This window comes from Desulfobacter postgatei 2ac9 (genome assembly GCF_000233695.2).
Taxonomy (GTDB): Bacteria; Desulfobacterota; Desulfobacteria; order Desulfobacterales; family Desulfobacteraceae; genus Desulfobacter; species Desulfobacter postgatei.
The window spans coordinates 2,535,844-2,548,680 of record NZ_CM001488.1 but is presented as its reverse complement, the minus strand read 5'-3'; the positions used below and the strand labels follow the sequence as shown (position 1 = coordinate 2,548,680).

At 47.7% G+C, this 12,837-nt stretch carries 11 protein-coding genes; 8 read left to right on the top strand and 3 right to left on the bottom strand.

Annotated elements, in window-relative coordinates; all coding sequences use genetic code 11:
* The first annotated feature begins 24 nt into the window (after positions 1–24).
* Positions 25–609: a DMT family transporter gene (locus DESPODRAFT_RS11585; protein ID WP_004073692.1), complete on the top strand. Its 585-nt coding sequence runs from the start codon at positions 25–27 to the stop codon at positions 607–609.
* 90 nt (positions 610–699) lie between these two features.
* On the opposite strand, the gene DESPODRAFT_RS11580 is transcribed toward DESPODRAFT_RS11585, so the two are convergent.
* The 3 genes from DESPODRAFT_RS11580 to DESPODRAFT_RS11570 all read right to left on the bottom strand — a co-directional run bounded on the left by DESPODRAFT_RS11580 (position 700) and on the right by DESPODRAFT_RS11570 (position 4,239).
* The gene (locus tag DESPODRAFT_RS11580; protein ID WP_004073691.1) at positions 700–888 is read right to left on the bottom strand and encodes a ferredoxin family protein; all 189 of its coding nucleotides are present in this window, start codon (positions 886–888) and stop codon (positions 700–702) included.
* A 111-nt stretch (positions 889–999) separates the two neighbouring features.
* Complete coding sequence (locus DESPODRAFT_RS11575) at positions 1,000–1,956, bottom strand: hypothetical protein (protein WP_004073690.1); 957 nt, start codon at positions 1,954–1,956, stop codon at positions 1,000–1,002.
* A 6-nt stretch (positions 1,957–1,962) separates the two neighbouring features.
* Positions 1,963–4,239: a cysteine synthase gene (locus DESPODRAFT_RS11570; RefSeq protein ID WP_004073689.1), complete on the bottom strand. Its 2,277-nt coding sequence runs from the start codon at positions 4,237–4,239 to the stop codon at positions 1,963–1,965.
* A 168-nt stretch (positions 4,240–4,407) separates the two neighbouring features.
* Between DESPODRAFT_RS11570 and DESPODRAFT_RS11565 the strand changes: the two genes are divergently transcribed.
* From DESPODRAFT_RS11565 to DESPODRAFT_RS11535, 7 genes are all read left to right on the top strand, one after another.
* Positions 4,408–6,651 carry an LPS-assembly protein LptD gene (locus DESPODRAFT_RS11565; protein ID WP_004073688.1) on the top strand — a complete coding sequence of 748 codons (2,244 nt, stop codon included), beginning with the start codon at positions 4,408–4,410 and terminating at the stop codon, positions 6,649–6,651.
* Positions 6,648–7,172, top strand: coding sequence for a UpxY family transcription antiterminator (locus tag DESPODRAFT_RS11560; protein WP_004073687.1), 525 nt, complete (start codon positions 6,648–6,650; stop codon positions 7,170–7,172). Before DESPODRAFT_RS11565 ends, DESPODRAFT_RS11560 begins: the two co-directional genes overlap by 4 nt.
* Before the next feature lie 83 nt (positions 7,173–7,255).
* Positions 7,256–7,531 carry an HU family DNA-binding protein gene (locus DESPODRAFT_RS11555; protein WP_004073686.1) on the top strand — a complete coding sequence of 92 codons (276 nt, stop codon included), beginning with the start codon at positions 7,256–7,258 and terminating at the stop codon, positions 7,529–7,531.
* Positions 7,532–7,546: 15 nt separating this feature from the next.
* Entirely contained in the window at positions 7,547–8,575 is a 1,029-nt protein-coding gene (holB, locus tag DESPODRAFT_RS18725; RefSeq protein ID WP_004073685.1) for a DNA polymerase III subunit delta', read from the top strand.
* 102 nt (positions 8,576–8,677) lie between these two features.
* The gene (locus DESPODRAFT_RS11545) at positions 8,678–9,490 is read left to right on the top strand and encodes a PSP1 domain-containing protein (RefSeq protein WP_004073684.1); all 813 of its coding nucleotides are present in this window, start codon (positions 8,678–8,680) and stop codon (positions 9,488–9,490) included.
* Entirely contained in the window at positions 9,487–11,397 is a 1,911-nt protein-coding gene (metG, locus tag DESPODRAFT_RS11540; RefSeq protein ID WP_004073683.1) for a methionine--tRNA ligase, read from the top strand. Before DESPODRAFT_RS11545 ends, metG begins: the two co-directional genes overlap by 4 nt.
* A gap of 38 nt (positions 11,398–11,435) precedes the next feature.
* A complete protein-coding gene (locus tag DESPODRAFT_RS11535) occupies positions 11,436–12,821 on the top strand; it encodes a penicillin-binding transpeptidase domain-containing protein (RefSeq protein WP_004073682.1) in 1,386 nt (461 codons plus the stop codon).
* Positions 12,822–12,837: the final 16 nt, after the last annotated feature.

The following is a 12,837-nucleotide window of genomic DNA, read 5'->3' as shown; positions in this document are numbered from 1 at the left end:
GATAATAACTGGTAGATACGTTCCATGTCAATTTTTAAAAACTGGATCATCGAGTTTAAGGAACGGTTGACACCTTTAAAAATCATAGGCCTTATCCTGTCGGTTTCCGGAGCACTTATCATCATCACCGGCGGGGATATAGGCCAGATTTTTAAGACCGGTCTCAGCCGCGGAGAAATGGCCATTTTCGGTTGTGTGTTCTCTTGGGTCAGCTATTCGCTTCTCGGCAGGCCCCTTACCGCGCGGTTCTCTGCTTTGGTCAGTGTGTGTTACTCATCACTGGCAGGCACCCTGATGCTCTTTTTCCCGGCAGTATCAAAAGGCCTGTTCTCAGCCCTTCCGGAATACGGCATGCTTGAATGGGTCAGCCTTTTCTACTTGGGGTGTTTCGGCACAGTGCTGGGTTTCTACTGGTATTACCAGGGGATCAAGGAGATCGGGCCCACAAAATCGGGTGTATTCATTAATTTTGTGCCGGTTTCTGCCCTGATTCTGTCTTACTTTATTCTTAACGAACCTGTAACAATGCAAATTCTTGCTGGCGCAGGTCTGGTTGTCACAGGTGTCTACATAACGAATCTATCTGTTTTTTTGGGAAAAAACAGATAGAATTGATACTGACAAACACGACAATAAAAAATGCCGGGATTGCTTACAAAGGGCAACCCGGCATTCATCGGGTATAATGATAACGCCTTTTTAGTCTTCTTCGATGATAATGGCGTCCGCTTCACAAACTTCTACACAGCTTTCGCAGCCCATGCATTCTTCTGCATTAACGGGATCGGATTTGCCGTCTACCATTTCAAAGACTTCTGCAGGACATACGTCAACGCACTCTTCACAACCTACACATTTTTCCTTATCAACGATCGGGGTAAAAGCCATTCTACAACCTCCTTAAAAATTAATAATACAATTGTGTAAACTCACATTCTAAAGATAGTAACCTGATTCAGCACCCGCTTTTACAACAATGTTTTTGCTAAAACAAGCTTTTTATGAGTTTAATTCCACCAGACATACGCCAATTTGTCCGCCTGGATTTTTTTTAGTTAAATTCACACACCTAAGTTCCGGGAACAACCGAATTTGAATCCGCCCGGTCACAAAACCTTGCTCAGCACCTCCAAAATAGTCGTCTTCAGGATCAGGCGTCAGGCCTTGGGCCATCTGCGCTATGATCGTCTCTATTTTAAAATGCTGTTGTTCTATGAACTCACAACCATTTTCATGCACTTTTATGGAATCAATGTCAAGGGCATTTATCGCCTTGCCCGCACCCGTCAAGAACGCATCCATGACGGCACTGCTGGTGGTAACCAGAACAGGAATACCGCCCTGATTAAAGCATTCTGAATCAAGAGCGGCTGTAAGCCAGGCCTTTATTCTTTTTTCAGTCATGGACCGCCCCGGTTCAGGAGATTGGGTATGCTCCACGGACAAGGGTGTGTCCGCATCCCCCTTAAGTTCGGCAAAAAGCGCTGCCTTTTCCTGATCCAGAGCATCCAGCGCAGCCTGGATGTTCTGGGATTGCCGGTCATGGATATCTGCTAGTTTAAGAAAAACAAGTGCCTCATTGCCCTCTCCGACGGTTGTTGCATCCGGGTCATGGGAAATTGTCCGGTTACGGATACCGGCACGGATGGCAGCCACACTTGAATCATCTTTAAAAAACACATTCTCACGAATCAACGCCCGAAGATTTTTTTCATTGCCCTTGTGAATGGCGGCCCAGTCCAGGTAGGCGCGGACCTGTTGTTCAGCCAAGGCAAGTTTTTCTTTATCAATGCAAACCCGTGTAAGCACGCCTTTGGCTTCCAGACCGGCCATGGGCTCGGGCAGCGCGGCGCCGCCATGAATATCCAAAACATTCAACCGGTTAAAAAAACAGGATAGAATCTTTGCCTGACGGGCATCCATAAACGTAAACGGAAAAAAATAAAAGTTTATCATACCATTTTATACCTTTTGATCATGAACCAGAATCCCCATTTCATCGAGTTGTTCCCGGATTCTGTCTGCTGTCTTAAAATCTTTTTGCTGCCGGGCCGCATCCCGTTCAGCCATGAGTGCCGACACCTCTGATGAATACCCAACCTTTGTGCTGAAATCAAAAATATTGAGGACCACATCCACATCTTTGAAACAGTTCAGCAGGCGCTCCGCCCCTCCCGGGCCGATCTGACCGTCAACAACAAGCCGGTTGATGCGCTTCACGCCGGACAAAAGACCGGAAACCAGGACAGGGATCTTGAGATCACTTGCCATGGCATCCATCATGCCCTGGCGCAGATCATAGGTAATCTGCTGGATATCTTCTTCATTGGACTGACCCGACACATGACCAAGGGATTCAATGCACCGGTTGATCCGGGAAAGAACGGTTTGGGCATCATCCAGGCTTTTTCTCGATAACAGCAACGATTTTCTGTAATGGGCGGAGAGCAACCAGAAGCGAATGGTTTTCTCATCCCACCCCATATCAACCAACCGGTCCAGGGTCAGAGACCGGGGATCATCGGTATCCAGGGATCCGTCATATTGCACCGGGTGGCAATGCATCCACACCCTGGCAAAAGAACCGCCGGCAGCCCTGGCAATGGCAATTTCGTTTTCATGGTGGGGAAACATAAGCTCCCTTGAACCCGTATGAATATCAAAATCTGCGCCAAGGAAAGTTGAGGCAAGGGCGGCACACTGTAAATGAAGAGAGGGACGGACATTACCCCATTCCGTTTTAACACCAAGCCCCTGCTTAAGCTCCGACAGCGTTACCCGCTTGAGCAGGGTAAAGTCCTTGGGATTGTTTTTCTCATATTCATCCAGATCCACAGTGGCCCCGACCCGGATCTTGTTAACGTCCACCCGGGAGAGTCGGCCGTAATCCGCAAAGCTTGCAAGGTCAAAATATACGGAATGAAGCTTTTCATAGGCATGGTTATTGACAAGCAGTTTTCTTGTCAGATCCGTCATTTCGGTAAAATGTTCGGACACTCTCGGATAGGCCTGGGCCGGCCTCATGCCAAGCCGTGACAGATCAGCCAAAAAGGCATCAATAAAAGGTTGTGTAAAAGCCTGGGGGGTGGTTTTTGCCTGTCTTGCCCCCTCAATGGTTTTATCGTCATAATCGGTAATATTAACGATATGCCTGACTTTCACATTCTGATATTCAAGGTAGCGGATGAGCAGATCCGTAAACGCGTGACGCCTGAAATGGGTTATATCCAGACGCCGGTGTACCGTTGGACCACAGGTGTAAACACCAAATTCCTTGTCTCCCTGGGGGTTTAAGGGCTCTTTTTTCCCACCCAGGGAATTGTAGACGGTAAGGTGAATATTCTTCTTTACACTGAAAAGCTCGGTGGAAAGATAGCGCTCACCTGAATCCGGAAAGATGACAACGATAACCCCGTTTTGAAGACGCTTGGCCTGGTCAAGGGCCACGGCCATGGCCGCACCTGAACTCATGCCCACAAAAAGACCCTCTTTTGCAGCCAATTGACGGGCAGTCTCAAAAGCCGTTTCATCATCAATGTGGACGATTTCACCCAACAGGGTTTTATCAAATATCTCGGGAGTGTAGGACTCTTTCATATTTTTAAGACCTTGGATGCCGTGTCCTAAGTAGGGTTCGGCACAGATCACCCGGGCGCGATGGTTCTGGTCCTTGAAATACCGTGCCAGGCCCATGAGGGTCCCGGAGGTGCCCACAGTCGCCACCACTGCATCTATCTGGCCGTTGGTCTGGGCCATGATCTCAGGTCCTGTGGTGTGGTAGTGGGCTTTCCAGTTGGCCTCGTTATTGTACTGGTCCGTAAGAAAATACTTGTCCGGATACTCCCTGGCCAGGCGGTAGGCCTCTTCAATGGCCCCGTCCGATCCCAGGTGCCGGGGGGTAAGAATAATCCGGGCACCCCGGGCTTTGAGTATTTTTTTACGCTCCTCACTGGCGCTTTCAGCCATGGCCAGGGCCAGTTTGTAGCCCTTGACCGCACAGATCATGGCAAGGCCGATGCCCGTATTTCCCGAAGTGGCCTCTATGACGGTCTTTTCAGGCGTCAGTTCGCCGTCGGCTTCGGCCTGGCTGATCATATACAGAGCTGCTCTGTCTTTGATGGACCCACCCGGATTCATATATTCAAGCTTGGCCAGGATGGTGACGCCCGGCACAGGATTAATCGTCTGAATTTTTACAAGGGGGGTGTTTCCGATTGAATCGATAATGCTGGCATACATGCTTATCCTCTCTTTGCCGGGGGAAACCGGCCACGGTTCTTCCTTACAAAAGCCATGATTCCGGCCCGGAGCCGATTTGCGCAGCGGCCTTGACTTTTCAAGTATAAAATGGCTTTATACAGTAATTTTATTTGATGCGCAATTTATTAAACAGGACCATTTCCCCGTATGGTTTCATGTAAAAGAGTGCTGTTCCGGATATCTATTCTCCCGGTCATGATGATATGCCTTTCAGGCCAGGCCTTTGGTTTCTCCACTTCCATATCCACCCAAAAGGTATCCTGGCATATCCAGGCCCGGCAGGTAAGCTACGAAGACAAACGCAAACTTTACATTGCGGAAAATGACGTGATCATTACCGGGGGCAAAACGCGCCTGGAAGCGGATTATGTTGAATTTTCAGATAAAACCAAAGACGCCTTTGCCACAGGCAATGTCCTGTTTATTTCAGGCAATGACACCATTACCTGCAAGTCCATGAATGTAAACCTAAGCTCGGAAACAGGTACGATCAACCAAGGCACCGTATTCATCCAGGACGGCAACTATTATATTTCAGGCGATAAACTTCGAAAAACCGGGGAGTTTACCTATGATGCGGAAAAAGGATCCATCACCACCTGCAACGCAGATACACCGGACTGGAAAATCACAGGAAAAGAGATTGAGGTGACCATTGACGGGTACGGCCATGCCACCCATGCCACCTTCTGGGCAAAAAAAATGCCCGTCCTCTACACGCCCTATTTTATATTTCCCGCCAAAACAACACGCCAGACAGGTCTTTTAATGCCCATGTCAGGGTATTCGGACGACATGGGGGTTGAATACCAGCAACCCCTTTTTTTAGCCCTTTCCGACAATACGGACGCCACCTTGTACCCCTACTACATGTCGGACAGAGGAGTAATGCTCTCAGGCGAATACAGATATATATTGTCCCCGGAATCCAAAGGAATGATCATGATGAGCTATCTTAAGGATAAAACCGTTGGAGACGATCGGGATGAAAACCAGGATTACAATATTTCGGCCACACTTGACCGCACCAACCATGACAGGTACTGGTTTCGGATGAAGCATGATCAGGAGCTGTGGTATGGCTTTAAGGCCAAACTGGATATGGATTATGTTTCTGATATGGATTATCTGCGAACGTTTACAGACGGCTTTACAGGTTTTGACAGCACAGATGGCGAATTTGAAGATATGTTTGGCCGTGACCTGGATGAAGAGACCGATTACATCCGGGAAAACAGCCTGCTTGTCACAAAAAACTGGTCCTCATACAGCCTCAATCTGCAGACACTTTGGTACGATAATGTCGAGGCCAGGCAGATGGACACAGAGGACACCACCCTGCAGACGCTACCTTCGGTTGAAGTCTTTGCACTCCGCCAGCAAGTCGGACAGACCGGAATCTACTATAAAATGGACTCTGAGGTGACATCTTTCTATCGCCAGGATACCACAGATGACCTTGTCACCGGGAAAGATGCAAAGATCACAGGCAGACGGGCAGACGTTCACCCGGTATTTTATTATCCCATAAAACTGGGCAAGGCATTTTTTCTCGAGCCCTATGCCGGTGTCAGGGGGACCTTATGGGATACGGATGATTTCACCGACAGCGGCGGAGATGATTCAAACGACAGGAACCGGGGGCTTTATGAAATGGGTATGGACCTGTCAACAACCCTTAGCCGTGTGTTCACATTAGACATGGAACTTGTCGAAAAAATCCAACACAAGATTGTGCCCAAGCTGGAGTATGACTATATTCCCTTTGTGGACCAGGAGGAGCTGCCCTACTTTGATGACATCGACGATATTTCAGAAAAAAACATCATCACCTGGTCTTTGACCAACACAGTCACTTCGAGGAATACAATAACGGATGAAAACGGGGACGAATCCATCTTATACAAAGAACTTTTCTGGTTCAAGCTCTCCCAGGGATATGACATCCGGTATGAACAGGATGGGGATGATGCCGAAGACGACCCCTGGCAGGACCTGACCTTAAAATATGAGTTAAATCCAATGCCATACCTGCAGTCAAACGGCACCATAGCCGTTGATCCCAATAACAGCCATTTCACAAAAATACAGGTCGGGGGCTCGCTATCAGATACAAGAGGGGACAGTCTTCACATCTCTTATCGATATTCGAAAAGTTATTCACATACCTGGAAAACAAAAATCAGCACGAATCTGCTGCCGGACATCCTGGGCGCATATTATTTCATTGAAAGCGATCTTGAAGACCAAAAAATCGTTGAAACCGGTGTAGGCATTTCCATCAACCGGCCGTGCTGGGGTCTGAACCTGGCGTTTAAAGATGAATCTGCAGACAAAGCCTTTGCCTTCATGGTGACCCTGAAGGGTCTTGGAGAATTCGGGACAAAATGAAAGACAATGCCCTTTGGTTTGCCCTGCTGACCCGAAGTAATTTCGAGCAAACCGTATATTCGCGTATCTGCAAAAAACAAATTGAAGCTTTTCTGCCGAGTACAAGAAAGCCCAGCAAACGCAAAGACCGCAAGCTCATGATAGAAGCCCCGTTGTTTCCCGGGTACGTGTTTGTTAAATCCAGCATGGCGCCGGTGGACCAGTTACCGATTTTAAAAACCCTGGGTGCGGTTAGGCTTTTAGGCAACTCTGCCGGCCCCATACCTGTGCCCCATCGCCAGATTGAGTCGCTCAAGCTTTTGACATCCGTAACCCAGAATTTGGTTACAGGCAGTATTATTGAGTTAAAAAAAGGCGATCCGGTTATCATTCTTGAAGGTCCCATGGCCGGACTGAAAGGAGAGTTCTTTGAACATAAGGGTAAGGGCAGGGTCATTATTAAAATAGATCTGTTAGGCAGATATGCCGGTGTAGAGGTTGATTCCGACAAGGTTGAAAAAATCCCGGACCTACTGTCATAAGCCCTTGACTTTTTGATGCATATTCATTAAAACCCCCCTTGACTTGAAAAAACTTTTTAGCTGTTTAACATATTTGAGGTTCCATGAATAAACTTGAATTAATTTCCACATTGAAGGATCGGGCCAACCTGACCAAATCAGAAGCAGCCGAAGTAATAAAAATATTTTTTGACTCCCTCTCAGACGCATTTGTCAAGGGCGAACGGGTCGAGATACGAGGCCTTTGCAGCTTTCATATCAAAGAATATAAAAGTTATGTGGGCAGAAACCCCAAAACCGGCCAGAAGGTAGACATCCCGCCCAAACGCCTGCCGTTTTTCAAATGCGGTAAAGAACTCAAAGAGCGGGTTGATTATTAGTCCGATGTTTCTACTATGCCTCTTGCACCTTCCGAAACGAAGCCGGAAACGCTTCCCTCGTATCTGCCATTATCTGAATTAACCTATATTGTTCAGACCGGCCGGATCCCCAATGCCCTGCTTTTTCACGGTCCCCGGGGAACCGGCAAAAAACAGGCTGCGCTTTTTTTTGCACAGGCCTGTAACTGCCGTGCAAACAGCGGCCGGCCCTGCAATACATGCGTTTCATGCAAAAAAATATCTGCAGGCGTGCACCCGGACATGATCTTTCTTGGCCCGGCGGACAACAAAAAGATTATCACCATTTCCCAAATCCGGGAGATTGGCGGCATCATTGCATCACGTGCCAATGAAGCTGCTTTCAGGATGGTGTGTATCTGTCATGCAGATTTAATGAATCCCCAGGCCCAGAATGCCCTTCTTAAAATGCTTGAAGAACCGCCGAGACGAACATTCTTCATCCTTGCAGTAGAACGCACCGCACCCCTTTTACCGACCATCTTATCCAGGTGCCGGCGCATTGACTTCCAGCCTCTTGCAGACCACGAAATCAAAACGATTTTATGTACGCAATACGGGCTTGATCCCGAAACTGCGCATATTATCAGCGGAACGGCCGGAAGTGACCTGGACCAGGCGCTGCGCCTTTCCGGACTGAATAAAGGGAACGCACCCGACCATAAAAGCCTTCGGGCATGGCTGATTAAAGAGATATGCGGATTTCTCACAACGCCAAAGCATCAAAGTGGTTTTAAAGGCCTTGATTTATCCAGACTCCTGTCGGCCCGCCCGGAGTATATTCATGATGCCATGGCTGTAATCCGAACCGTATTCAGAGACTTTTGCATATTAAAATACATGCCGGATAAAATAGTTAACCTTGATTTTTTAAGTGTATTTAAAGATATTAGTAAGGTGCATTCATATTCAAGGATATTAACATGGATAACACTGTTTCATGAAACGGAAAAAAGACTGGAATCCAACAGCGGCACAAGACTGACCCTTGACCGTTTTTTCCTTTCCTTGTCCTTGTTTGAATAACACCCATGGGCTGACCCGGCCTCAACACCCAGGCGCAACCTACGGCAAAACATGAAAGTAATGCAACAACTTATTGGAACTTTTAATAAAGAGGCCAATTTTATGGTAACTGTTACCGGCGTTAAATTTAAAACCGCAGGTAAAATATACGATTTCAACAGCAACGCCCTGGCCGTGAACTTAGAAGACCGGGTGATTGTTGAAACAGAACAGGGTCTGGGATTCGGGATTGTTGCCGTTCCTCCCCGGGAAAAGGACAAAGATGAAAAAGCCTTGAAAAATATTGTCAGACTGGCTACCCAGGAGGATTTTAACCGGCGTACGGAACTTGCGTCACTGGAACGGCAGGCCCATGAATACTGCATTAAATGCATAAAAGACCTGGACCTTTTAATGAACCTGTTCAGTGTGGAGAGTACATTTGACAGAAACAAGCTGACATTTTTTTATACGGCGGACGGCAGGATTGATTTCAGGGAACTGATCAAACTTCTGGTCAAGGAATTCTCCATCCGTATTGAAATGCGCCAGGTAGGTATCCGAAATCTGTCCAAACATGTGGGCGGTGTAGGAAAATGCGGCAGGGAATTGTGCTGTTCATCTTTTATGCATACCTTTGATCCGGTCTCCATAAAAATGGCAAAGGAGCAGGGCTTAAGCCTGAACCCGACTAAAATCTCAGGGGTATGCGGCCGGCTGATGTGCTGTCTGACCTTTGAAGATGAGACTTACCGCCACTATAAAAAAAAAATGCCTAAACTGGGCAAAACCATTACAGTTGAAGATGTCAAAGGCAAGGTGGTCCGCCAGAATGTTCTGAGACAAAGCGTCACCATCAGGCTTGATGACCACATGGAAAAGGAAATATTTCTGTCACAACTGCAAAAAGAAAACACAGGAAATTCATCTCAATGACTTGTCAATACTATACCACGCCCATTTACTATGTGAATGCCAAACCCCATCTCGGCCATGCCTATACCTCCATTGCAGCAGATGTCGCCACCCGTTTTAAAAAGATGGAAGGCGCAGACACCTTTTTCTTAACAGGGACTGATGAACACGGGGATAAAATCGTTCAGGCTGCTGAAAAGGAAAACACCACACCCAAGGCTTACGCAGATAAGATCAGCAAACTATTCCAGGATATTCTGCCCCTGCTCAATATAGAAAACAACCACTTTATCCGGACAACCGATCCCGGGCATATTGAGGTGGTAAAATCCGTTCTGACAACCATTTACGAAAAAGGGGAGATCTATTTTTCGAGTTATGAAGGCATTTATTGCTTCGGATGTGAAAGATTCTACCAGGAGCGGGAGCTTGTGGACGGCAAATGCCCGGACCACGGTACTGTGCCGGAAACCATCAAGGAATCAAACTATTTTTTTAAAATGAGCAAGTATCAGGACTGGCTCATTGAACACATCGAAACCCACCCGGACTTTATCCGGCCTGAACAGTACAGAAAAGAAATTCTCTCATTTCTCAAGGAACCGTTGGAAGACCTGTGCATCTCCCGGCCCAAAACCCGACTGACCTGGGGCATCACCCTGCCCTTTGATAAAGAGTATGTCACCTATGTATGGTTTGACGCCCTGGTCAACTATATCACGGCCCTTGGATACCCTGATGGGGATATGTTTAAAAAATTCTGGCCCACCACCCGGCATTTTGTGGCCAAGGACATTATCAAGCCCCATGGAATTTACTGGCCCATCATGCTTAAGGCGGCCGGCATTGATATATACAACGGACTGAACGTCCATGGTTTTTGGAATGTTCAGGGTTCTAAAATGTCAAAAAGCATCGGCAATGTCACCGACCCTGTGGAGGTCACCGGCCGGTTCGGCGTGGATGCGTTCAGATATTTTCTTATGCGGGAGATGGTCTTTGGTCTGGACGCCAATTTCACCGAAGATGTCATTGTTTCACGGATCAACTCAGACCTTGCCAATGATTTGGGCAATCTGTTCTCCCGTGTGCTGTCCATGAACCAGAAGTATTTCAAGGGTACTGTCCAGTGCCCGTCTCCGGATTCAGACAAAAATTTAAGCCTTGAACCCGAGGCTGCCGCAGCCTTTGACGCGTACACAGCCGCCATGGCAGAATGCCAGTTTCACAAGGCCCTTGCAAGCGTATGGGAACTGGTATCAGCCATGAATAAATACATTGTTACCAATGAACCCTGGGGCCTGGCCAAAGATCCGGCACGCACAGGCGATCTTGGTACGGTGTTGTACGAACTGCTCGATGGTATCCGCTTTGTGGCCGGTCTAATCTGGCCGGTCATGCCGGAAACCAGCGGTAAAATCATTACCGCCCTTGGCCTTGAGCTGCCTGAAAAAGGGTTTTTCACCCTTGATGCCATCCGGCCCTGGGGTCAGATGCCTTGCGGCATTACTCTGGCAACGCCCCAGATTCTTTTTCCCCGGGTGGACGTTGAAAAAAAAGCGGCTGAACTCCCTGCACCCAAACCGCTCAAACCGGCATTAAAAGAAGAAATCACCATTGATGATTTTTCCAAAATAGATTTAAGAGCCGGCAAGATTGTCTCTGCTGAACGTATTGAGAAATCGGACAAATTACTTAAACTTCAAGTGGATTTAGGCACCCAGACCCGGCAGATCGTGGCAGGCATAGGCAAATCCTACACACCCGAAGAGGTGGTGGGCAAAGAGGTCATTGTTGTCGCCAACCTGAAACCCGTGAAACTTATGGGAGAATTGTCCGAGGGCATGGTGCTTGCGGCAAGTGTGAAAAAAGACCTTGTTCTTTCCGGATTCAACGGTAGTTCGAAGCCCGGTGGCCAGGTTAAATAGTCCACCATTCAAACATATTGATATTTTGAGATCAGCTTTTGCATTCCATTAAAACACATCGTTCCTGGCGAGAACTTCAGACAGACTATATTGAGCTAAAAAAGAAACAGGCCATGGCCAAGCGAATACGCCAAATGAGAAGGGTTCTCTGTCTTGGTGTTGCAGCCGCAGTGTTGCTCTGGTTTGGAGTGAACACGGTTTCCAAATTAAGTGATCGACCGCTTCCCGAAAAACCGGACAAAATTGTCAGTGAGCCGGTCCCGCCCAAGCACCTTGGGAAATCCCAAGTCAAAGCCCTGATCCAAAGCATTGATATTCTCAATTCAAAAACAGACGTATTATTTGCGGACTGCCCTTCCGGGGCATTTACCATCCACACCCAACTGGATACACGCCTTCAGGAAGAACTGATCAGCACACTGAACTATTTGAAGACATTGGACCGGGGAAAGCCCGAACTTATCGGCATGGTCGCCATGGATGCCGATACCGGATTCATAAAAGCCATGGCAGGGTTTGATCCGAACGATCCGACCGTAAACCCCTGCACACTGGCCGACTATCCGGCTGCCAGCATTTTCAAAATTGTCACCGCATCTGCTGCCGTGGAAAAATTAAATTATACCGCCACGACCCCCCTTTATTTCACCGGCAGAAAACACACCCTGTACCAACAGCAGTTAGCAAACCAGAAAGGCAAATATACCAACAAGGTTTCCCTGGAGACCGCTTTTGCCGAATCTATTAACCCGGTATTCGGCAAACTCGGGCAAATTACCCTTGGCAAAGAGGCACTTAACGATATTGCCCAAAAATTTGGTTTTAATCAGAGCCCGGATACTGATTTTGATTTCCCGGCCCCCCATTTTGACACCACCGGCTCTGATTACCATATAGCAGAACTTGGGAGCGGATTTAACCGGGACACCCTTATTTCACCTGTATTTGCCGCGGCAATGGTTTCAGCGGCGGTGAACAATGGGAACATCCTTGTACCCCGCCTTGTTGACAGCATATCAATTTCAAACGGAGACCTGATTTACAAAAGCACCAAAGAGATATATAAAACACCTTTCAGTCCCCAAACAGCGGCAACCATGATGAGATTAATGAAAAAAACCATATCGAGCGGTACAGCCAGGAAACGCTTCGTTGGGTATTCACGGGATGACGTGTTATCCGATCTTGTGATCGGAGGGAAAACCGGCTCCCTGTCCAACAAAGAGCATACCATTCGATATGACTGGTTTGCGGGATTCGGACAGCATAAAGTGACAAACCGTACTTTAATTGTCGCCGTGGTGGTGGGTCACGGCAAATATATCGGGACCCGGGCAAGCATCCACGCAAAAAATATGCTGAAAACCTATTTCAGCGCCCCCACCCAAGAAAATAGAGACAAGAAACAAGAGAGTAGAGGATGAAGCGCCAGCGGCGCTC